The sequence below is a fragment of the Paenibacillus albiflavus genome (assembly GCF_004344915.1).
GTDB classification, from domain to species: Bacteria; Bacillota; Bacilli; order Paenibacillales; family NBRC-103111; genus Paenibacillus_AM; species Paenibacillus_AM albiflavus.
In genome coordinates, this window is sequence record NZ_SKFG01000009.1 from 12879 (window position 1) to 35419 (window position 22541).

17 protein-coding genes are annotated in these 22541 nt (G+C 40.6%); 9 read left to right on the top strand and 8 right to left on the bottom strand.

Features of this window, described 5'->3' with window-relative positions:
* Positions 1–22 precede the first annotated feature (22 nt).
* Both E0485_RS10350 and E0485_RS10355 read left to right on the top strand, forming a co-directional pair.
* The gene (locus E0485_RS10350; protein WP_235857527.1) at positions 23–2377 is read left to right on the top strand and encodes a M13-type metalloendopeptidase; all 2355 of its coding nucleotides are present in this window, start codon (positions 23–25) and stop codon (positions 2375–2377) included.
* 175 nt (positions 2378–2552) lie between these two features.
* Entirely contained in the window at positions 2553–4910 is a 2358-nt protein-coding gene (locus tag E0485_RS10355; RefSeq protein WP_132417967.1) for a M13-type metalloendopeptidase, read from the top strand.
* A 60-nt stretch (positions 4911–4970) separates the two neighbouring features.
* Here E0485_RS10355 and E0485_RS10360 read toward each other — a convergent pair whose 3' ends face one another.
* The 3 genes from E0485_RS10360 to E0485_RS10370 all read right to left on the bottom strand — a co-directional run bounded on the left by E0485_RS10360 (position 4971) and on the right by E0485_RS10370 (position 8070).
* Positions 4971–6272: an ABC transporter substrate-binding protein gene (locus tag E0485_RS10360; RefSeq protein WP_132417968.1), complete on the bottom strand. Its 1302-nt coding sequence runs from the start codon at positions 6270–6272 to the stop codon at positions 4971–4973.
* Positions 6273–6358: 86 nt separating this feature from the next.
* Complete coding sequence (locus E0485_RS10365) at positions 6359–7147, bottom strand: carbohydrate ABC transporter permease (protein WP_132418100.1); 789 nt, start codon at positions 7145–7147, stop codon at positions 6359–6361.
* A gap of 47 nt (positions 7148–7194) precedes the next feature.
* Complete coding sequence (locus E0485_RS10370; protein WP_132417969.1) at positions 7195–8070, bottom strand: carbohydrate ABC transporter permease; 876 nt, start codon at positions 8068–8070, stop codon at positions 7195–7197.
* 131 nt (positions 8071–8201) lie between these two features.
* On the opposite strand from E0485_RS10370, the gene E0485_RS10375 reads away from it, so the two are divergent.
* Both E0485_RS10375 and E0485_RS10380 read left to right on the top strand, forming a co-directional pair.
* A complete protein-coding gene (locus E0485_RS10375; RefSeq protein ID WP_132417970.1) occupies positions 8202–10046 on the top strand; it encodes a sensor histidine kinase in 1845 nt (614 codons plus the stop codon).
* Positions 10027–11646 (top strand): response regulator, encoded by a 1620-nt coding sequence (locus tag E0485_RS10380; RefSeq protein WP_132417971.1) that lies wholly within the window; start codon positions 10027–10029, stop codon positions 11644–11646. The genes E0485_RS10375 and E0485_RS10380 overlap by 20 nt, the downstream gene beginning before the upstream one ends.
* Before the next feature lie 97 nt (positions 11647–11743).
* Here the strand turns inward: E0485_RS10380 and E0485_RS10385 are convergent, their stop codons facing one another.
* Genes E0485_RS10385 through E0485_RS10395 form a run of 3 tightly spaced genes read right to left on the bottom strand, consistent with a single transcriptional unit; the run spans position 11744 to position 15172 of the window.
* Positions 11744–13402: a putative ABC transporter permease subunit gene (locus E0485_RS10385; RefSeq protein WP_132417972.1), complete on the bottom strand. Its 1659-nt coding sequence runs from the start codon at positions 13400–13402 to the stop codon at positions 11744–11746.
* Positions 13395–14120, bottom strand: a complete 726-nt coding sequence (locus E0485_RS10390) for an ABC transporter ATP-binding protein (protein ID WP_132417973.1) — start codon at positions 14118–14120, stop codon at positions 13395–13397. Before E0485_RS10390 ends, E0485_RS10385 begins: the two co-directional genes overlap by 8 nt.
* Positions 14121–14155: 35 nt before the next feature.
* Positions 14156–15172 (bottom strand): anti sigma factor C-terminal domain-containing protein, encoded by a 1017-nt coding sequence (locus tag E0485_RS10395; RefSeq protein ID WP_132417974.1) that lies wholly within the window; start codon positions 15170–15172, stop codon positions 14156–14158.
* 161 nt (positions 15173–15333) lie between these two features.
* Here E0485_RS10395 and E0485_RS10400 point away from each other — a divergent pair, with 161 nt between their 5' ends.
* Positions 15334–16299 (top strand): DMT family transporter, encoded by a 966-nt coding sequence (locus E0485_RS10400; protein ID WP_132417975.1) that lies wholly within the window; start codon positions 15334–15336, stop codon positions 16297–16299.
* A gap of 71 nt (positions 16300–16370) precedes the next feature.
* Here E0485_RS10400 and murQ read toward each other — a convergent pair whose 3' ends face one another.
* Positions 16371–17294: an N-acetylmuramic acid 6-phosphate etherase gene (gene murQ / locus E0485_RS10405; RefSeq protein ID WP_132417976.1), complete on the bottom strand. Its 924-nt coding sequence runs from the start codon at positions 17292–17294 to the stop codon at positions 16371–16373.
* Between the two features lie 36 nt (positions 17295–17330).
* Positions 17331–18263, bottom strand: coding sequence for a BadF/BadG/BcrA/BcrD ATPase family protein (locus E0485_RS10410; RefSeq protein WP_165921145.1), 933 nt, complete (start codon positions 18261–18263; stop codon positions 17331–17333).
* A 266-nt stretch (positions 18264–18529) separates the two neighbouring features.
* Here E0485_RS10410 and E0485_RS10415 point away from each other — a divergent pair, with 266 nt between their 5' ends.
* The 4 genes from E0485_RS10415 to E0485_RS10430 all read left to right on the top strand — a co-directional run bounded on the left by E0485_RS10415 (position 18530) and on the right by E0485_RS10430 (position 22534).
* Positions 18530–19828 (top strand): ABC transporter substrate-binding protein, encoded by a 1299-nt coding sequence (locus E0485_RS10415; RefSeq protein ID WP_132417978.1) that lies wholly within the window; start codon positions 18530–18532, stop codon positions 19826–19828.
* Between the two features lie 113 nt (positions 19829–19941).
* The gene (locus tag E0485_RS10420; protein WP_132417979.1) at positions 19942–20907 is read left to right on the top strand and encodes a carbohydrate ABC transporter permease; all 966 of its coding nucleotides are present in this window, start codon (positions 19942–19944) and stop codon (positions 20905–20907) included.
* 20 nt (positions 20908–20927) lie between these two features.
* Positions 20928–21749, top strand: a complete 822-nt coding sequence (locus E0485_RS10425) for a carbohydrate ABC transporter permease (protein ID WP_132417980.1) — start codon at positions 20928–20930, stop codon at positions 21747–21749.
* The gene (locus E0485_RS10430; protein WP_132417981.1) at positions 21746–22534 is read left to right on the top strand and encodes an HAD family hydrolase; all 789 of its coding nucleotides are present in this window, start codon (positions 21746–21748) and stop codon (positions 22532–22534) included. The genes E0485_RS10425 and E0485_RS10430 overlap by 4 nt, the downstream gene beginning before the upstream one ends.
* Positions 22535–22541 lie beyond the last annotated feature (7 nt).

A 22541-nucleotide genomic window follows, 5' to 3' on the forward strand; every position in this document is an offset into this window, starting at 1 on the left:
CCAAGTGGTAGGAGGAGAATGTGTGATTAGAAGGATAACGGTATTATGGATGGCGTTCGTCATGTTAGCTTCATTATCTATTCCAGCATTTGCCGAAGAAGCACAGCCATCAGCAACTAGAGGACAAGTTGTCTCAGCAATTCTTGCAGCAGCTCAAGCATATCATCCAGATATACACAAAGAGGATATCATCAAGGGTTATGAGGATGGGAAACTAAAAGAGGATCAAGCCGTGCAGATGGTTGAAGCGCTAGTTATGGTAAGCAGGGCATTTCCAGAACTTCCGACGCCTGTAGGTAACGATCTTCGAATGGGATCATTCCCAGAGGGATTTACAGATACTCCCGCTTGGGCCAAGGCTGATATCGACAAGCTGACGGCAGCAGGTGTACTCGTAGGGAATTCGGATGGGACATTAGGTGGTTCTGAACCTATTACGCTAGATGAATTACATACGATCATTGCAAGAATTTGGGCACTCAAAGGCACAAATCTGAAAGATGACTTCTTCGAAGTGATTAATAAAGAGTGGCTGAACACTTCGACAATTCCTGACGGGGATATGATGGGAGGCGTATTCAGTGATTTGTCGCGTGAGAACGATGATAAATTAAAGTCAATCTTACAAGGTTTAGTCGGCAAAACGTTTAAAGAGGGAACGAAGGAGCAGAAGCTTGCAGATTATTATACCGCGGCATTAGATTCGAAGAGCAGGAATCAAGCAGGGAGCAAGCCAATCGCGAATTATTTAGCTGAGATTAATAAAGCGACCTCACTTCAGGAGCTTATCCAAGCGGATAATGATCTGGAGAAAGCGACAAGTTTAAGCACCTTATTCAACTTTATGATCTCGGCCGACGCGAAGGATAGTTCTACGAATGTGCTGTATTATACTGGCATGAATCTGGGGCTTGATAAGAATAGCTACGTGACGAATGATGAGAATGCCAAGCAGTTGTATATCGCTTTTATGACGAAACTACTTGTCCTTTCAGGAGAGAAGGAGCAGTTTGCGAAGGAGCAAGCAAGTAAAATTTATGAAATGGAAAAATCCCTTGCAGCTGTATCGCTTGATCCACAAGAGCAAGGTGATGTAACGAAGTATTATAACCCGTATACAATCCAGCAATTTGCTGCTTTATATCCCAATGTAGATATTAAGAACAGTCTCAAGGAAGCAAATTTGCCGCAAGTGGATAAAGTGATCGTAATCGATGAGAAGCAAGCGAAGAAATATGCAGAGTATTTGAAAGGAGATCAGCTGGAGCTGCTCAAATCCTATTCGAAAGTCTGGCTGCTTCAGCATACTGCTTTTAAGCTGACAGATGATTTTAGAAAAGCCGTAAAGGATTTTACGGCAGGTTTATACGGGATTACAGGAGAAAGAACAGATGAAGATTCAGCTATCGATTCAACGAAAGCATACCTAAATGATTATATGGGCCAAATGTATGCAGAACGATATTTTTCAAAAGAGGCTAAACAAGATGTTGAGCATATGGTCAAGCAGTTCATCGCAATTTATAAAGAAAGAATTAAAGCGATTGATTGGATGTCAGAGGTGACGAAACAGAAAGCGATCAAGAAGCTGGAAACGATGCAAGTGAAGATTGGCTATCCTGATCAATGGAAAGATCAGCTAAGCAAAGTTAGTATCAAGACGTATGACCAAGGCGGCTCACTCTTTACGAATGCGATAGCGATCCAGAAAGCGAAGGCTGATGCGATGAAAGCTCAGCTTGGCAAACCTGTAGATAAGAGCGAATGGGAGATGAATGTCTACGAGGTTAATGCATACTACAATCCATTGAACAATGAAATTGTATTCCCAGCAGGAATTTTGCAAGCGCCATTCTATGATATCCATGCGAAAAAAGAAGCGAACTTGCGCGCAATTGGGATGGTAATCGCACATGAGATTAGTCACGCCTTCGATAATAATGGCTCAGCTTATGATGAGAATGGCAATGCGAACAACTGGTGGACGGACGAAGATCAACAGAAATTTATGGAGAAATGCCAAGCAGTTATTGACTTCTATAATGACATTGAAATTGTGCCTGGGGCAACGAATAGCGGATTGCTCACGCTAAGTGAGAATGTAGCGGATTTAGGTGGTATGGCGGCATCCTTGCAAGTTGTTTCAGGGATGGCACAACCAGATTACAAGGTTTATTTTGAAAGCTATGCGAACGTTTGGAAATCTACAATGACGAGAGAAATTGCTGCTTATTTAAGCGCTAACGATGTTCATTCCGCGAATAAAATAAGAGTCAATCGTACAGTCGTTAACTTCCCTGAATTCTATACAACCTATGGCATTCATTCGGGCGATGGCATGTATGTAGCACCTGAACAACGAGTTTCTATTTGGTAAAAAACTGTTTTAGATCAAAGAGGTGTACGCTTATCGTACACCTCTTTGATTTAATTTAAAATTAAATCATTTACAATTTGAAATATTATAGTTAGCATGGAGAGTGGCATTAATTGTGAAATAGACATTTTTATGTGGTATTTTTCACATTAACTTACCAAAGGAGGATATTTAGATGAGAGCAAGAAAATTATTAGCTTTATTCATGGCAATTGTAATGTTCACTGCATTCAGTGTACCTGCGTTTGCCAACGAAACACAGTCACCAGCTACGAGAGGAGAAATAGTTAATACATTATTAGCAGCAGCTGATGTTTATAACTCTGGGATTAATAAAGGAGCCGTTATTAAGGGTTATGAGAACGGAGAGCTGAAAGAGAATGAACCCGTCTTAAAAATTGAAGCTTTAGTCATGTTGAGCCGAGCGTTCGGTGAATTGCCAAAGCCTGCAGGTAATGATCTACGGATTGGAACATTTGGAACCCAGTTTACGGATGTGCCGGCTTGGGCTCAAGGAGATATCTCCAAGTTATCTTCAGCGGGTGTCCTAGTGGGCAATCCTGATGGTACTTTAGGTGTAAATGACTATATGACGATCGATGAATTTCAAACACTTATCGTAAGAATATGGGCACTTGAAGGGTCTAATCTTAAAGATGATTTCTATGAAACAATCAATAAAAAATGGTTAAATTCGTCAACAATTCCGGCAGGAGAAATGATGGGCGGAGGGTTTACTGATCTAGCTGCTTCAAATGATGAGAAATTGGCCCAAATAATGGATGAGCTTATTGGCAAACAGTTTGCAGAGGGGACAAAAGAACAGAAACTCGCAGACTTTTACATCGCGGCACTTGATACAGAAAATAGAAATAAACAAGGAATAGAGCCTATCAAGAAATATTTAACAGCGATCGATCATGCCAAGACTCTTGATGAGCTTGTACAAGCAGATCTTGAGATGGAGAAATCAATTGGTGTAAGTACCTTATTCCAATTTGCCATCATGGGTGATGCAAAGAACAGTAATGTTAATGCCCTGTATTACACAGGATTAAGTAAAGGGCTAGATAAAAATAGTTATGTAACAGACAATGCGAAAGCGAAAGAGTTATACATACAATACATAACTAAACTTCTTGTACTGGCAGGTGAAGAAGAGCCAGCAGCTAAAGCTCGTGCAGAGAAGGTTTATGAGATGGAGAAAAACCTTGCCTCTGTTTCCCTTGATCCTCATGAACAGGGTGATGTTTCGAAATATTATAATCCGTATACGATTGAACAATTCAATGAGCTTTTTAAAGAAGTAGACATGAAACAAGCTATGAAGTCACTGAAAATTGCTAATGCCGATAAAGTGATCGTAGTCGATGTTAAGTCAGCACAGAAAGGTGCAGAATACTTGACAGAAGACAATTTCGAATTACTCAAAGCTTATTCTAAGGTCTGGACACTGATGTCTACAGGTAGTTTACTGTCCGATGAATTTAGAAATGCAGGCGATGAATTTGCTGCAGCAATGTTTGCTATAGAAGGGGATAAGACAGAGAAGGAAATTGCTTTAATGGCAACAAAAGCCGCAATGAGTGATTATTTGGGGCAAATTTATGTAGAGAAACATTTTTCACCTGAGGCTAAAAAAGATGTTGAGAAAATGGTAAAACAATTTATCGCTACGTATGAGCAACGAATTAAAGCACTTGATTGGATGTCGGAAACAACCAAGTCTAAGGCAATCAAGAAGCTAGACACGATGAAAGTTAAGATTGGCTATCCTGATCAATGGGATACTACATTAGATAAAGTAGCCATCAAGACTTATGATAAAGGTGGATCACTATTTTCTAATTCTTTTGCTATAACAGTCGCTCACATGAATGAAGCGAAAGCAAAGCTTGGAAAACCGGTCGATAAGAATAAATGGAATTTGAGTGTTTATACGGTGAATGCGTTCTATAATCCACTTAATAATGAGATTAGTTTCCCTGCAGGTATTCTTCAAGCACCATTCTATGACATTAATGCTAAACCCGAAGTGAATCTTGGGGCTATCGGAATGGTTATAGCTCATGAGATAAGCCATGCTTTTGATAACAATGGGTCAGCATACGATGAACAAGGCAATGCCAATAACTGGTGGACAGAAGAGGATTACACAAAATTCACTGAGAAATGTCAAGAGGTTATTGCGTTCTATAATGGGATTGAAATTATTCCAGATGTGATGAGCAATGGCCAACTTACATTAAGTGAGAATGTGGCAGATTTAGGCGGGATAGCTGCTTCTTTACAAGTCGTATCCCAGATAAGCAAGCCAGATTATAAGGCTTACTTTGAAAGCTACGCAAACATTTGGAAAACAACAATGCCAAAAGAAATTGCAGCATATTTAAGCATGAATGATGTTCATTCATCTAATAAAATTAGAGTTAACAGTACGATTGTCAACTTCCCGGAATTCTATGAAACATATGGCATTCAAGCTGGCGATGGTATGTATGTAGCACCTGAACAACGAGTTTCTATCTGGTAAAAAAACGGTCTTACCGTCTTTAATGGCGGTGAGACCGTTTCTTCTTGTTACAGACGATTATTACTTTAAGCTATCCCAAGTTTTCTGGAATTCATCCAGCATTTGATCTTTGGTCATTTGTTTGCCGATATAAGCTTGCATCGCATCGCCAAATTTTTTACTTGTCGCTTCACCGCCTGGGAATTTGAACCAGTTCCAGGAAAGTGTTTTGCCTTCATTCGAGTATTTAATAATGTCAGCCGCTAATGGACCTACAACAGCTTCATCTACTGGTATCGATTTGAAAGCAGGAATGAATTTAAATTCATTCGTGATATATTTCTTACCTACATCAGAAGAAACCATCCAATTCAAGAATTTCTTCGCTTCGTCTTTAACAGGGGAGTTCTTGTTAATGACCCAGTTATTCGGTACACCTACTTGTAGTTTATCAGAAGCAGCAACATCATCGGATAACGGCATTGGCAGGAAGCCGATTTTAATGTCTGGATTTGTTTTGGAAATTTGAACTTGTGTCCAGTTGCCTTGCTGTGTCATCGCTGCTTTGCCAGTAGCAAAATCAGTTACTTGTGTATTGTAATCGGTTTGAAGCGGGTTCTTGTTCCCGTATTTGATTGTGAGGTCAAATAGCTTAACCCAGTTATCGAATACTTGGTTCCCCGGAATTTTTGCTGTGCCAGCATATAGATCAGCAATGAATTTATCTGGATCTGGTTGGTTAGAGAACGGTGTGTTTACTAAGTGATTACCTAGTACCCACCACTCGCCATATCCGTTAACGAAAGGTGTAATTCCGCTGTCCTGCAGTTTTTGAGCAGCAGCTTCTAGTTGGCTAATTGTTTTGGGAAGCTCCGTAATTCCTGCTTTGGCGAATAGATCTTTGTTATAAATATATCCATAACCTTCAAGACCTACTGGCATCCCATACAGCTTGCCATCCTTCGTCATCGGTGCTCCTGCACCGGGAGCCAGATCCTTCACCCAAGGTTGATCGGATACATCTTCAAGCTGATCAATCCATTGACCAAGATCTGCATATCCTCCATTGTTGAAAATATCTGGCTTGCTTCCGGAGTTAAACTTGGCTTTAAGTGCGGCACCATAATCAGCTCCGCCCCCAACAGTTTCAATTTGGACCTTAACGCCAGTTTCTTTCTCATACTCAGCAACTAATTTGTTTAATTGCTCTGCAATTTCAACCTTGAATTGGAACATTTGGATGGTGACATCCTTCTTAGGCTCGGAATTTGAAGGTGCCTTCGTTCCAGACGCTGTTGTTTCTGGTGTCGATGATTTGGAGCAGCCTGCAGCGACGATCATAATCATAAGTGCAACTAACGCAATAAGTGAAAATTTCTTCATCGTAGAACCTCCCATATTGTATATGTAATTGCTATTTTGTTAAACTCTATCCAGCGAGATTAGCAAGAAGGATAGAGGAATAACCTTTAACCTTTTACTGAACCTGCTGTAATTCCAGCGATAATATGCTTTTGCAGACTCAGGAAGAAAATAACGATAGGGGCAATACCAAGTGTAAGTCCTGCCATCGCTAAATCCCATTGTTTCGTATATTGCCCGAAGAAGGCATAGGTAGCAAGTGGAATCGTCTGCAGCGTGGGCTTATGAAGCATAAGCGAAGGCAATAAATAGTCGTTCCAGATCCATAAGCTGTTTAAGATTACGATCGTAACCGAAATTGGCCTCAGCAGTGGAAAAACAATTTTCCAAAAAAGTGCAAACCATCCGCTGCCATCAACTACGGCTGATTCCTCAATCTCAAGCGGTATACTCTTGATAAATCCGTGATAGAGGAATAAGTTAAGGGATACGCCAAATCCGAAATAACATACGACTAACCCCAGAATGCTATCCATAAGGCCCAACGTGTTCGTTACGCGTACAAGTGGAATCATGATCGATTGGAATGGAATAATCATCGCCGAAATGAACAGCAGGAAGATGATGTTGTTCAGTTTACTTGGATGACGAACTAAGCGATAGGCTGCCATAGCACTAATGAGCGTAAGACCGATATTGCTAAGCACCGTAATTAAGATGGAATTCAGGAAAACTTGCGGGAACTTAATGATTTCCCATACCTTCGTATAATTATCAAAGTTAAGAGCCTTAGGTAAGCTGGCTGTATTGATCACGAGCTCTGAGAAGGGTTTGAACGAGTTAACAAGAACAAAATAGAAAGGAACGAGAAATACAATAGCGATAAGAATGGTCATTAGTTCTAACAAAAACTTGGTCCATGAATAGCTGCGGTTCTCGGTCACTACATTTCAACCTCCTTCTTCTTTGTAATTCTGACTTGAATAATACTGATGATCGCTACGACGACAAAGAATATGAGGGATTTAGCAGTTCCGAGACCATAACGGTTGTTACGGAAAGCTTCTTGGTAAATGTTAAGCGCAACCGATTCAGTCGAGTTATAAGGTCCGCCTTTCGTAAGAGATAAGTTCAGATCGAACATCTTAAATGCCCAAGATATGGTGAGAAACAGGCAAATTGTAAAAGCAGGCATGATCAGAGGAATAATAATTTTGCGAAGAACCGCCCATTTACTAGCACCGTCAATTCTTGCAGCTTCAATCATATCTCTTGGCACATTACCAAGTGCGGCAATATAAATTATCATTAAATATCCTGCGCCTTGCCACACAGATACGATCACAATGCCCCAGAACGCTGTCATTGAATCGCCTAACCACGGTAGATTAAAAAATCCCCAGTTCGTCATTTCTCCGATCGAAGCAAAGCCTTTCACGAATATAAATTGCCAGATGAAGCCGAGAAGCAATCCACCAATGACATTGGGCATGAAAAATACGGTTCTCAGTATATTTTTGGTCTTGAACGCCTGCATAAGAAGCAGTGCAAGTCCAAAGCCAACTAAATTTGTTGCAATAATTTCAGCTAATGAGAATCGAATGGTGAACCAGAATGCATTGCGAAAATCGCTATCATCGAATATAATTTTGCTAAAATTTCCAAAGCCAATGAAGTTGACATTACCACTAACCCCATTCCATTCGGTAAATGCATAATACAAGTTCATCAGGAATGGAACAAGAACAATCGCAATAAAAAATAGCAAGGCAGGGCCGACAAACACCCATTGCTGCATAAACCTGCTCCGAGCTTTCATGTCTCACTTCCCCCTTATAAGTTTAGGATCTATGTGGGTCTAATTTCATTGTAAGCGGTTTAATTGGGATATAAAACAGATTATTCTGCTAATTAGGTGTAAAATTTTGCTCAATGATTTGAAGGAGGCGAATGATTATTTTTCGAGGCAGCTTACGTAATAAATTAATTACATTCGTTATGATCGCCACTATTCTACCGATGTCAACCTTCTTGCTTGTCTCTCATTTGTTTACGAAGGATAAGCTGTCCGAGAAAGCGATTAAGGATAGCGCAAGCTTGATTTATCAAGGGAAAGAGAATATTTCCAATTACATCATGAGCATTTATCAAACGACGAATGTTATTTATCATAACGATACTTTGATGGATATTTTGAAAAATAAGGTCCACGACTATTTTGATGATTCGAGAATTTTTCTGACGGAACAAGAAATTATTCGCAATATTTATTCGATTGGTTATGCGCTGGCAGATGGCAGACAAATTTATCTCTATTTGCAGCAGTCAAACCGTGCTTATCTCATATCGGATGGCCGTTTGGTAAGATCGGATAAAGGGATTTATCCTTATCGTTCCGAATTGAGAAAAGGTGAAAGCAAGGTAATTCCACCACATGCGATGAACAGCTATGGGATGAACATGTTTACCTATAGTGATTCTCTTGTATTGACCTTTGAGCATTCCCTATACGATATCGCATCCAAGACGGAATTAGGCTCGCTTTCTATTGATGTCAAGCTGGATAGGATTCGATCGATTTGCAATCAGCTGCATACGATTAATGAAGAGGAATTATTCGTGATCGATAACCAAGGAATGGCATTGTTTGCGTCAGATAACGCCATGATGGGCAACAAATTAGATCATGATTGGAATAAGCAATTACTAGAGGAGACTCGACTTCACAGCAGTGGATCATTCCGCATGAATGACCCTAATTTTTCGGGTATTTATATTTACGATACGATAGAGACTCCTTATGGGGATTGGACCATCGTGAAACGAATTCCAGATTCCTTCCTGTTCCAGCATGATAGACAAGTGACGCAGATCAATCTGTATATTGGGATTGCTTTTGTATGCGCTGCCATTCTGGTAGCCGTCTATCTCTCGATTAAATTGACTTCACCAATCGGCGAGCTGATCAGTTATATTAACCAGATTGAACGTGGGAATATGAACGTTGAGATTAAGGTTGCAGGCAATGATGAACTCAGCAGCTTAGCGCGAAGGTTCAAATCGATGATGCACACGATTAATGAATTGTTTATGCGGGAGTACAAGCTGGAGCTCGCCAATAAGACAAATGAGCTGAAAGCGCTGCAAGCACAGGTTAATCCTCATTTTCTCAACAATTCTTTGCAATCTATCGGTTCATTAGCTTTGCAGCAAGGAAATCAGCAAGTATATTCATTAATTACGTCCCTAGGCAAAATGATGCGCTACAGCATGAATATGGATGAGACGATCGTATCGCTGAAGGAAGAAATGGATTATGTCACGACTTATTTGAAACTGCAGAAAATTAGGTTCAGAGAGCAATATGAGCAGGATATCGAATGGGATCCGAACATTGAATCCATTCTCGTACCCAAAATGATCGTGCAGCCTATTGTTGAAAATTATTTTAAGCATGGATTTATGGGTGTAGAAGGGAATAATCTGATCCGTATTCGCTGTTACGAGGATGAAATGTACCAGATGCTGGTGATTGAAGTAGTGGATAATGGATATGGGATCGAGGAAGCGGAGCTGCAGCAATTGCGTCGACAGCTCAGCAACAGTCAGGCGGTCATGGGCGAGACGACGGGACATATCGGCTTAGTAAATGTTTATTCCAGACTAAAGCTCTATTATGGTGATCGAGCAACGATGACGATTGAACAGAACGAGCCACGAGGCTTCAAGGTCGTATTACATATCCCAATTTTGCAAAATAAAGGGGAAGTAACTATTGAGAACACTCATTATTGACGATGAGTCACATGTAAGAGAAACGATCCGATTCCTTATCCCTTGGGAAGACTATGGGATCCAGCAAGTGTTGGAGGCGAGTAGTGGTGAAGAAGCGATGCGGATTATCGCAGAGGAGAAGCCGCAGATAGTATTTACAGATATTCGTATGCCTGGCATGAGCGGAATCGAGCTGCTTCAATGGATTCGTGAGAATAGACCTACTACCAAAGTGATCGTAGTCAGCGGATATGATGACTATCAATACATGCGCAGTGTTCTCCAGTACGGTGGATTTGATTATATTCTCAAACCAATTGATGCAGAGGAGCTAACGCAGATTTTTGGTAAAGCGGTGGCTTGCTGGCATAAAGAAGAGGAAGAGCGATCGCAGTCCAAAGAAATTCGCCAGAAAGCGAATCAGCTCAAGCCTGTATTAGCAGATAAACTGTTATCTCAGCTTATTATAGAACCAGCCAAATCCACAACCGAGTTTACAGCAGCGACCAAATTGCTCAAAGAAGACTACTCCTTAAACCCAGACATTAAGGAATGCCGCATTGCCGTTATTGGTTGGGAAATAATAGATGTGAGGCTGCGCAGCAGATTTGTAAACGCAATGGATTTATTACGATTTGCAGTTACGAATATATGTAATGAAATTGTGCAAAGAGAGCAGATTGGCATCGCATTTCAGAATTGGAATCACCATCATGATACGGTGTTGTTGTTCTATGATCGTCTTCAAGAGACAGAGGGACTACTATGTCAGATTGAAAAGGATCTGAACACAGCCTTAGGCGGCTTCTTCTTTATCGGTCTGGGGTTAACACATGTATTCCCTGACAAATTGACACAATCGTATCTGGAGGCGCAAAGCGCGCTCAGACAACGCGATTTAATGAATCATATTTCATATATTCATGTGTATAATGCCGAAGTCAACAATCCATTTACCCATTCGTTATCTTACTATGAAGATAAGTTGTATTTAGCCTTGCAGCAAGGATCGCTGCAATCGATTCAAGCCACGTTGAAAGAGTGGGCATTAGAGGCTGAACAAGCAAGTTTGTTGAATGTGAATCATCTTGAAATGTGGTGGCAGGAATTTGTCATTATGCAGTCCAAATGGATGAAACAGGCGGGGATTGGCATTGATCAGCTTAGGCTCAGTAAGAATAATGATCTAGCTTTTCAACTGCCGCTGAATGAATGGGGAGAAGCTGAGCTAGGATTATGGATTCCTAGGATGGGGAGAATTCTCTTAGAAACTGCACAGTTGCTTAAGCGCAGCAAACCGGCTAATTTGATGCAGGAGATCGAGCGATACATTCGAGTTCATTATGCGGAAGAGCTTAAATTACATCAATTAGCGGAGCAATTTCATATTAGTGCGAGTCATCTCTCCAGAACGTTCAAACAGCAGTTTGGTGAGAATGTAACGGATTATATCGTACGACTACGCATTAGCAGGGCTAAGCTGCTATTGATGAACGATGAGCATAAAATAAGCTCGATCGCTAATCTTGTCGGGTATCAGGATGAAAAATATTTTAGCAAAGCCTTTAAACAGTACGAAGGAGTTTCTCCTAAGCAGTTCCGTTCTGCTCATAAGAAATAACTACAAAACAAAAGCCGAGTACTTCGCTATAAGCGAGCGCTCGGCTTTTGCTGTATATCCTAGAATTTATAACAGTCGTATCATAAATTTTTCGTTATTAAGCTTCAATTTTACTTAACCACTTGGAACCTTTGGTAACGAGAATACGATATAGGATGATGTCCAGAACGATGAAAAGAACAAGAAGACTGCCGAACATGACAAGCATGTTCACATCGAAAAAGATGGACACTGCAACTATGATCCCAGCAACGATAAAATTCACAAGCATGCTGAAAAGGGAATTCATATTTTGTTTTACCGCTTTTTGTTCAGTATCCCAGTTAAGCTTCGGGGAAAATGTATCGATAATCAGGCCGGCGAAGTTGCCGAATAATACGGCTGGAACACTTAGGATTAATAGCTGAACAGCCAGAATAATGGGCAATTTGATTAGAAAGATAGCTATAGGCAGGATCAGTACAACACTGATCATCGAAGTCAAAGCGCCAGTCAGTGCTTTAGCAACTAAAGGCTTGGCATACGGTACAGGTAAATACTTGAGAACGTATAGATTCGAGCCTTCTCTTGATATTGCAGTTGCTGCCGTTGGATTGGCTCCAGCTACAAATAGGAAAAGGGCAAATCCAATTCCAATGATTATTCCGGCAATATTCTCATCTGCCATCAATTGGCTGATTCCTTCTATATTTCCAAGCTTTCCTGATGAGGCAAAGAGCGGTATACAGACAAAGACCGGCGACAAGAAGCTTATGAGTACACAATTTATGAAATACACGGGTGTACGAAGCACCAGCTTTATTTCTTTGATCAGATGAGCTTTAATTGTTGAATTCTGAGCGGTTTGTCGATCTAGCTGTTCATCCGTAACGCGTTCGCGCTTGGATGTTGATTCCGATATACCCATGACGCCTTTGAAATATAACCGTTCTCCCAATATGGCGAACACAGCGTAGACTAGAGCGGATAAGGCTATGAAACCGAGTAAACCAACGAATCCGCGAAGTGCTGTTGCTTCTATTAATGCGGTTGCGCTTAGCTTGGTACTCGGGAACGTATTGGTAATGAGACCAAGCATACTATTGTTGCCCGACAATATCATTTCTTGCAGCTGATCAGGATTCACGGATCTGGAAAATTTCTGAATAAACATATTGATCCCTAATCCGAATACGACCGCGATTACACCGCCAAACAAACGGAAACGATCTTTGTTCTTCGCGATATTCGTAAACCGCATGACGATCATGGCTATTACGGAGCTTAACACAAGCGGAACGATCGGCAAAGCAAGGAAGATGATCAAGGCGTACACATAATAGAGAACACCTGCACCACTTTTAATTCCAAAAGTGATTAGAATCGGCGCTAACAAGAATAGCTCTGTTAAGTACTCGTAGAGTAAAGTAACGATGAATTTTCCTGTCAAAATTTGCGAAGGCTTGAGCGGCAAAGGAAGCAGATGCTCAATGTCTTGCGAGAAATAGAAGACGTTGATGACATAAAAAATCCCAAACGTAAAGATGACAATGCTAGAAATTGTTAACCCAAGTCCCAGAAGCATACTCTCTTGATTCACTTGGGCAAAACTTGTGTACAGCACAGCAATCAGTCCGCTGATCATCGAAATAATCGGGATGAATGCACATAAGAGAAGAACGATATAGAGTACTCGCTTGCTTTTAGTCTTTCCTTTGCCAGTTTTACCGCTACCATTCTTTAATAATGTTTTGGCAAGCAATAAGGTCTTATTCATTGACGGTCATCTCCAGGAATATTTTCTCCATTGATTCATTCGTCTTAAAGTGCTCCTGCATTTCTTTGAATGTACCGCAGAATTGAATGACGCCTTTATTAATAATCGCTATTCGATCACATACCTTCTCTGCAACTTCAAGGACATGTGTAGAGAAGAAGACCGTCTTGCCGCTGTCTGCATGCTCACGCATCATTTCTTTAAGTGTATAAGAGGATTTAGGATCAAGGCCCGTTAAAGGCTCATCCAGAATCCATACTTCCGGATTATGTACTAGTACGCCCATAATGACGGTTTTCTGACGCATACCATGTGAATAGCTTTGAATTGGATCGTTTAGCGCATGCATCATATCGAAGCGCGAGGCGAGTGTATTAATTCTGGCTTGACGCTCTGATTTGCTTACATCATACATATCTGCCATAAAATTTAAATATTCAAGCCCTTTGAGTCGTAAAAATAGATCTGGGCTATCAGGTACATAACCGAATTGCTTTTTAGCTTCTAATGGGTTTTTCAGCATGTCCTTATCATTAATGATGACTTCACCTTGATCTGGTGCAATGATGCCTGTGATCATCTTAATTGTCGTTGTTTTGCCCGCACCGTTTGGGCCGAGAAATCCGAATATTTCTCCTCGTGGAATTGTCAGATTCAGATTAGATACAGCAGCTACATTACCTCCGTAACTTTTGGTTACATTCGTTAAATTTATCATATGTTCCCCTCCTGTTCTTCATTATAGCAGATATATTACTGACGCCAATTCCAAATCTCGATATTGCCTAATTGAAAATCAAATAGATCTGATCCTTCCTTTAGCTTTTCCAGTTCACGAATCGGTCCAGTCACTACAGCTCCGTATATCTTCACACCATGTGTTTTAAGATATTGCAATCTAAGCTTGTCTAATTCTTGTTCATCATAACTCCCATGATTAATTAACCATTCTAAATCAATCAGCGTCTGGGCGGCAGAATCCTGAATAGCTTGTGGATCATTCATTTGTTCAAGTCTGTTTAATCCTTGTTCGGTGTACTTGTTCGCAGGTCGTAATGTAAGGGTGTTCGTGCTTATGGAAGAGCCAGAGGAAGAAACGGATAGTCCATCTTTAATATCTTTAAGCTCTCCCGAATAAATGGGCATAGATAGCAAATGAATATCATATTTTCGAAGACGCGCTTGGAATACTTCTGGTTCAATCCCTTTCGTTAAGGAAAAAGCCATCGTAGCTACATGCCCATCCTCAATTGACTTGATTTGATCCCAGACGTTCTGGGAGTCACTTGGCATAACAGGCGTGCTGTCAGATCCATACATCAGATTGTAGGGCAGTGAATATTTGAATTGATTATTATTGCGTATGTATTTCGTATCGAGATGAATGGAGACTTCATATTTGCCAAGCAGGTTCTTCGTTACCGTAGCTTCACCTGCAGCTACTTGCCAGCTGCCAACGTTTTCATAGATAGGGAAAGTTGCTTGTTGTGACAGCAATGCGGTTAGTTCAGTTTGCTGTTTGACAATGTTATCTACACGTATACCATTATGCAGCTCGATTAAGGTTGTACCGTATCGTGTAAATTCATTATTTCTTCCACTTTGTTCATTGTAGATACTTAACAGGATGTAGGAGGCACCATAGAGTATAAGTAGAAGGATAGCGATGACAACGACTCTTGAAAAACCGATGCGGATACGTCTATTGGAAGAGTGGATTTGTTTGCGACTTGTAGGGATTGGTTCAGAAATGGGATTTTCCGGGATCATGCATTCAGCTCCTTTCTAGTTACTATCAGTTTGACATGAAATTCGTATAAAAGCTACTAGATTAAGAAGTGTTTGTCAAATTTCTGCATACCTAAACGAGTTGAAACATGTTACAATAGAGGGATGCTTATTAGATGTACAGACAGGAGATCAGATTGACAATGACGACTAAGAAATTTTTTACACATCCGCTAGGCATTCTTGTTTCTGCATTACTGGCAACCTCCCTATGGGGAAGTGCAATTCCTTTGATTAAGCTGTCCTATGCAGAGCTTGCAATTGGTTCTAGTGAAATATACAAGCAGCTATTATTCGCTGGCTATCGTTTCTTCGGCGCAGGTATTCTTATTATGCTGCTGATGCTAGTGATGGGTAAGAAGGTAAGCTATCAGAGAGGATCGTGGAAGGGCATATGCACGATCGCTTTGTTTCAAACCTTCCTGCAATATGTTGTTTTCTATATTGCGTTAAGCTTCTCAACAGGCATTCAGGGAGCGATTATCTCGGGGACTACCTCATTCTTTCAAATTGCGGTAGCCCATTTTATGTATAAGAATGATCATTTTAGCGTCCGCAAAATGATAGGCTTAATTCTTGGATTTGGTGCTGTTATCGTTGTGAACTTAGGTAAAGGCGAATTTCAGCTTGATTTTGGAATAGGGGCTTGGCTTCTGCTTGCAGCTGCATTCTTCGGCGCATTTGGCAACGTACTTTCCAAGAAAGTATCGCAGAAGATGGAGCTTATGTATATGACTTCATATCAAATGATGCTAGGCGGAATAGGGTTAACTATTGTGGGAGCCTCGCATGCAGGCTTCACACCGTTTACTTTTTCGCTTAAGTCATTAGGTATGCTGCTGTTTCTGATGTTCGTGTCAGCAGCTGCATTCGTATTATGGAATAGCGTAATGAAATATAACATGGTCGGGAAAGTTTCCATGTATTTATTCTTGATTCCGGTATCGGGTGTCATTCTATCCTCGTTCATGCTGAACGAGCAGCTAAGTCTAATCGTTATCCTTGCTTTATTCCTGGTAGCAGCTGGTATTATTATCGTTAATCGAGAAGGTGCTAGCAAAGCAGTGAAGAAGCAAATAGGAGTTAAGGATGAAATAGTAACCGAATAAAGCCGAAATAGGAAAGAGCAGTCTGATGTGTAGATCAAACTACGCATCAGACTGCTCTTATTCGTATTATACTAGATGAGCTGCTCGGATAAGCTGTTTGCTTGAATGGCTTCTCGAACGAAACCACCTGTTTGGTTAAGACGCAACTGGGCATCTTCGAAAGAGATATCTGCAAGAATCATGACGATGGCAGATTTGATATGGCCATTGCTTTGTGCATAGACGCGATCGACAACTTCTCTACTTGCGCCAGTCGCTAGCGTTATGAGTCGTTTGCCTCGTTCAATGAGCTTGTAGTTGGATGCCTGAAGATCTACCATCAGATTCTCGTAGACCTTGCCTGAACGAATCATCGCTGTAGTCGAAAGCATGTTAAGGATCATTTTGACCGCTGTTCCAGCTTTCATTCGTGTTGAGCCCAGGACGACTTCTGGTCCCACAACGGCTTCAATCATGATGTCAGCGACTGCTTTCATTTGGGTGTCCTTGTTGTTGGATAGTCCAACAACCGTTGCACCTAGCTCCTTGGCGCGTTCCATCACACCTAGCACATAAGGTGTACGACCGCTGGCTGCGATACCAACTACGACATCTTTGCTCGTGATAGCTGCTGTGTCAACGTCACTGCTGCCTAACTCGCGACTATCCTCTGCACCTTCAACAGCGCGTAGAATAGCAGTTTTGCCGCCAGCAATAATTCCCTGAACTTGCTCTGGATCGGTACCGTAGGTTGGTGGGCATTCGGAAGCATCCAGAATTCCAAGTCTGCCGCTTGTGCCTGCACCATAATAGAATAATCTGCCGCCATCCTTAAAGCTTTGAATAATTGCATCTGTTGCTAATGCAATATCAGGGAGACATTCAGCAATTACACCTGGAATGATGCTATCTTCTTCATTGATTAATTTAAGTACATCAATCGTTGATAATTCATCTATGTGTTGTGTGTTTTCATTTCTTTGTTCCGTTACTAGCTTACTAATCGTTAAATCCATTTGAGAATGGAGCCTCCTTGCTGAAGTTGATCAACATTATCGTTGTATGTAAGAGCTAATAATCATAGCAGCCCCGTGAGCAGGCTTACGCTGTGACACAATAATGTTCGATGTTGTCCGTTCTGAAGCAATGCGGTTTGAATAAGTATCGAGGAACAGCTTCGAATACTTGAAAATCGAGCCTGTAACAGCTATTGGAGCAGAATCAAGCCAAGGATGCTGCTTACCAAGAGCTAGCGTAAGATTCGCCATATCCTCTGCGGCATTCGTTATAATGCGGCAGGCTTCTGCATCGCCAGCTGCAGAAGCTTCAATGCATAGTCTGGCGTGTTCTGCGATATGCTGCTTTTTGATATGATCCTGGTAAATATAAGTGCGCAAATCCGTCGGCGACTCAAAATGATGCATTTCCAGAACCTTTTGCGTTAATAGAGTAGGGGGCTTCACTTGGTCATAGCTTTGCATAACAGCTTGAAGCGTTTGTAAGCCAATTTCATATCCGCTGCCCTTGTCACCAAGAATATGTCCCCAGCCACCAGCGCGATACCGCCCGCCATCTGGTGTTAAACCTAGCGAAATCGAGCCAGTTCCAGCGATAGCAATAATGCCTGTTTCTTGTCCTAGGCCAGCCATCAGAGCAATTTCTGCATCATTACGGATCAATACAGGAATCTCCATGTCAATCGACTTGAGAAATTGTTTTATTGCATCAGCCATTCTTTGCATTTCTTGTTCATTGGCGACTCCTGCCAGGCCCATACATAAACCTAAGCATAACTGAGGTTGAAGTTCTGTTTCTGTAAAAACACGCTTAATCAGAGAAGTTAGATTCGTTACCGCAACCTCGAAAGTAATAGCCTTCGGATTGCTAGCTCCGCCTTCTATATTCATAACGATATTGCCTTGAAGATCAATCGCTATGACTTCGGTTTTGGTCCCACCACCGTCAAAACCAAGTACAAATTCCATCCCATTCACCTGCTTCTTCATCAGTATTAATAGTTAAGTAATTGAAGTATAGGAAAGTCATCTTTAATTATAAAACAAAAAACTAAAAATTTCATTATAAAATGAAATATTATTTCAGCAAAATATTCTTGATCCAAATTTGTATATATAATCTAAATTTTCAAAATATTCTTGACTTATGAGATAATATTTCATAAGCTAATTGAGAACGCTTTCAATGCATACTAAATATGGGCTTATTCCATCAGAACAGAGGGGGAAAATGAATGAAAAAGAAAAAATTAGTTACAATGGCTGTAGCGCTCTCTTCACTCGTACTTGCTTCTGCCTGTAGCAGTAATCCATCAAATGTTGACACACAAGGCACTCCAGCTCCAGCAGAAACAGCTACTGGCGAAGCAGTTAAGCTAGTTATGTATAGCTGGAAAGCTGAAGACAAAGCAGCTTATGAGAAAATTATCGCAGAATATCAGAAAGAGCATTCAAATGTAACGATTGAGTTCAAACCATACAAATCAACGGAGTATAACACAATTCTTAAGAACTCACTTACAGCTGGTTCAGGGATCGATATTTTACAGTTACGTCCTTATGATGGAGCAAGAGCTTTAGCCGATAGCAATTTGCTAACACCGCTTGATGATTTGGAGGGCTTAAGCAATATAACCCCTGAGCATCTAGCAGCTGCGAAGGGCAGCGACGGTAAAGTTTATGGCGTTCCAATTATGCTGAATAATGCAATTATTTTCTACAATAAGAATTTGCTAGCTGATAATGGGCTTGAAGTTCCACAAACTTGGGACGAGCTAGTTAAAGTATCAGAAGCACTAAAAGCTAAGAATATTACACCGATTGCTCAATCGGGTAAAGCATCTTACTTACTATCTATGACACATTCCGTTATCGCTCCATCTCAGTATGGTAACAACGCATTTGTTAATGCTGTACTTAAGGGCGATACAAACTTTAAGGATGCTAAATTCATAGATTCGATCCAGAAATTTAAAGATCTATCTGCATTTTTCCCGAAAGATTACATCGCAATTGAAGATGCAGATGCACAAGCAATGTTCATTACTCAGAAAGCAGCTATGTACATTAACGGCAGCCACCGTATTGAAACATTCGAGAAAGCTAAATTGCCATTCGAGCTGGACTTCATTCCTGGTTTAGCTGCTCAGAAGGGCGAGGACCCTTCAATCGTATCTTGGGTTGACGGATCTTATGCAATTGCCAAAAGCAGTAAGCATCAAGCAGAAGCAAAGAAATTCTTGGAGTTCATTGCATCACCTAAATTTGGTCAAATGTATAGCGATGAGCTAAACCGTGTAAGCCCGATTAAAGGTGTAACACCTAATCATCCACTTCTGAAAAGAATGACTGAATTAACTGCGAAGAACACAACTCCCTACTTTATGTTGACTCATTTTGGTTCTGGTAATCCGACGACAAAAACAACTTTCGAGGATTCATTGCAAGGTATGCTATTAGGCAAGCTAACTCCTGAGGAAGTAGCAAGTACAACACAAGATTCAGCAGATAAATGGTTTAAACCCAAAAAATAAATTTTCACTCATATGACTTAACAGGAGAACAATATACAGTCGGGTCTTTCCACTGACCGTATATTGTTCTCCTTAAATAAGAATGATGAATGAATCAGTAAGGGGATGATTGTATGCCAGATATTCAGAAAACAGCCGCATTACCTATGCCCCCACCGAAAATGGTGAAGAAGAATAAGGGGAGTAAAAGGCATCTGGTACATTTCTTTATTTTACCAGCATTGATATTCTATGTAGGCTTTTTGATTTATCCGATTTTATCTGCATTCTTGAATAGCTTTTATAGTTGGAATGGTCTTACACGTGGTGAATTTGCGGGATTTAATAACTTTATCCGGTTATTTACTGAAAAGCCATTCAATGATTTTTTTGTAGGTGCGATTAAGCACAACGTCATTTATTTTGTCGTCACTATTTTCAGTAAGCTTGTGATTGCATTCCTACTCGCTATTTTAATCAATAGCAAGATAAGAGGTAAGCAATTTTTCAAAACTGTAATTTTTATTCCTAAGCTCTTATCCGTAATCGTTGTTGGTTATTTATTCAGTTTGATATTAAATCCTACATATGGATCACTTAATACATTCTTAGATATGATCGGGCTTGAGAATCTAGCTAGACCTTGGCTTGGTGATATGGATCTCGCTTTATATGTAGTAACACTTGTAGGAAGCTGGCATGGGATCGGATTTGCAATGCTGATTTTCTTAGTAGGCTTGCAGACTATTCCAGGCGAGTTATACGAGGCGGCAAGAATTGATGGCGCATCTGGAATTCGGATGCTATTCAAAATTACGATTCCGCTTTCGATGCCATCCATTATGATTATGACCATACTCACGTTTATCTGGTCTTTTGAAACCTTTGATCTTATTTATGCCATGCAAGGATCTCAGGCTGGTCCGTATTTCTCAACTGATGTGCTTGTCACCTATTTCTATCGTCTTGCTTTCGGTAGTGTAGAAGGTGGGGATTCAATTGGGCTTGGTTCAGCGTTAGCGGTCGTTATTTTTATGATCGTCGCTGTTGCATCAGCTATCCAAATGATATTCTTCCAACGTAAGCAGATTGACAATTAAGTCAGGAGGATTAGCTTATTATGAAACAAATCCAAACAACACTTCGTTATGCGATTCTGATAGTTGCATCTTTCATCTCGCTTTATCCGCTCTTCTTGATGATTAGTTCATCATTTAAGACAAAAATAGAGATAATGACGCATCCACTTGCATTACCTGAATCGATATCCTTGAATAATTATATAGAAGTGTGGCAAAAGGTTAAGTTTTCCTCTTATTTGCTTAACAGTGTATTAGTTAGTACTCTTTCGGTGGTTTGTATTCTCATTGTTTCTTCTTTAGCGGCATTCTATCTTACCCGTTATAAGTTTAAGTGGAATGGATTTCTGCTTGTCTTCTTTATGTTTGGTTTGATGATTCCTATGAAGCTAGCGATTACACCGCTATACATGTTAATGCTTAAGCTGGGCTTGATGGATACTCACCTGTCACTTATTATCCTCTATACAGCAGGCAATACTTCGCTTGCCTTGTTTATTTTCTATGGTTTCTTCCGTACGCTGCCTGCTGAGTTTGACCAAAGTGCGCGAATTGATGGCTGTAATGGATTCCAGGTCTATTATAAAATTATTCTACCTCTCATGCGTCCTTCGATTGCAACAGTTGGAATTGTAACGCTAATCGGTGTATGGAACGATTTCTTCTATCCACTAATTTTCCTTAAAACGACTGAGCTTAATACAATTCCACTTGGTTTAATGTCTTTATTCGGTGAATACGATACAGAATGGAATTTATTGTTCTGCGGGTTAACCATATCCTCATTGCCGATGCTTCTTGCATTCGCATTTGCATCCAAACAATTTATTGAAGGACTTACAGCAGGAGGCGTTAAAGCATGAAACGTTGGATTAGCTTTGATCTTGATGGTACGTTAATGCAGAATCCGTTCCAGAAAGCAGTACTTCCACAAGTGCAGGCCATGATTCTGAACCATTCGGAAGCCAATTATGATGTTGTGAAATCCTTATTTCATAAGCATGTGTGCAGATTGCAAGCTGGTTTATTCGTTGATGCATACGATTGGGATGATATTGTTCAGCATGAGATTATAGATAGGAAACTCGATCTTTCGATTAATGTCGAAGAACTTGTGATTCAGCATAGTAAGGCTCCCTATATTCGATTGCTGGATGAAACGATTGTCCCAGCTTTGGAACAACTGCGTGCTGATGGCTTCTCGTTAGCTGCAGTAACGAATGGCTTCTATAAATATCAATATCCTGTATTAGAAAGTCTTGGAATTGCCCAATACTTTGATGAAGTGGTAACACCAGAGCGATGTGGATCAGGTAAGCCAGATATTCGTATGCTGACATCCCTGCGAGATACAGGTGAGATTGTGGCACATGTGGGTGACCGATTCGAACACGATGTATATATGGCTAAGCATGCTGGAGCCAGAGCGGTATTTATCGATCGCAGTTTGTCGATAGATCTACGCAAGCTGTCATGTCAGGAAAGAGTGAAAGAAGCTTCCTTCCAACAATTATGTGAACAGCGTTTACTGTCAGAGCTTGTGAATTTGGAATCCCCTCATGATCTGAAACTTTACTTTCCAGATTATGTAATTTGTGATTTACTAGAATTAGTCCACATTGTAAAGGAATTAACAATTTCATCATAAAGCCATG

What these genes read in the sequence shown, in the direction of transcription:
- E0485_RS10355 (WP_132417967.1), top strand. Translation starts at nt 2,553, where the DNA reads ATGAGAGCAAGAAAATTATTAGCTTTATTCATGGCAATTGTAATGTTC.
- E0485_RS10360 (WP_132417968.1), bottom strand. Translation starts at nt 6,272, where the DNA reads ATGAAGAAATTTTCACTTATTGCGTTAGTTGCACTTATGATTATGATC.
- E0485_RS10365 (WP_132418100.1), bottom strand. Translation starts at nt 7,147, where the DNA reads ATGACCATTCTTATCGCTATTGTATTTCTCGTTCCTTTCTATTTTGTT.
- E0485_RS10370 (WP_132417969.1), bottom strand. Translation starts at nt 8,070, where the DNA reads ATGAAAGCTCGGAGCAGGTTTATGCAGCAATGGGTGTTTGTCGGCCCT.
- E0485_RS10375 (WP_132417970.1), top strand. Translation starts at nt 8,202, where the DNA reads ATGATTATTTTTCGAGGCAGCTTACGTAATAAATTAATTACATTCGTT.
- E0485_RS10385 (WP_132417972.1), bottom strand. Translation starts at nt 13,402, where the DNA reads ATGAATAAGACCTTATTGCTTGCCAAAACATTATTAAAGAATGGTAGC.
- E0485_RS10390 (WP_132417973.1), bottom strand. Translation starts at nt 14,120, where the DNA reads ATGATAAATTTAACGAATGTAACCAAAAGTTACGGAGGTAATGTAGCT.
- E0485_RS10395 (WP_132417974.1), bottom strand. Translation starts at nt 15,172, where the DNA reads ATGATCCCGGAAAATCCCATTTCTGAACCAATCCCTACAAGTCGCAAA.
- E0485_RS10400 (WP_132417975.1), top strand. Translation starts at nt 15,334, where the DNA reads ATGACGACTAAGAAATTTTTTACACATCCGCTAGGCATTCTTGTTTCT.
- murQ (WP_132417976.1), bottom strand. Translation starts at nt 17,294, where the DNA reads ATGGATTTAACGATTAGTAAGCTAGTAACGGAACAAAGAAATGAAAAC.
- E0485_RS10410 (WP_165921145.1), bottom strand. Translation starts at nt 18,263, where the DNA reads ATGGAATTTGTACTTGGTTTTGACGGTGGTGGGACCAAAACCGAAGTC.
- E0485_RS10415 (WP_132417978.1), top strand. Translation starts at nt 18,530, where the DNA reads ATGAAAAAGAAAAAATTAGTTACAATGGCTGTAGCGCTCTCTTCACTC.
- E0485_RS10420 (WP_132417979.1), top strand. Translation starts at nt 19,942, where the DNA reads ATGCCAGATATTCAGAAAACAGCCGCATTACCTATGCCCCCACCGAAA.
- E0485_RS10425 (WP_132417980.1), top strand. Translation starts at nt 20,928, where the DNA reads ATGAAACAAATCCAAACAACACTTCGTTATGCGATTCTGATAGTTGCA.
- E0485_RS10430 (WP_132417981.1), top strand. Translation starts at nt 21,746, where the DNA reads ATGAAACGTTGGATTAGCTTTGATCTTGATGGTACGTTAATGCAGAAT.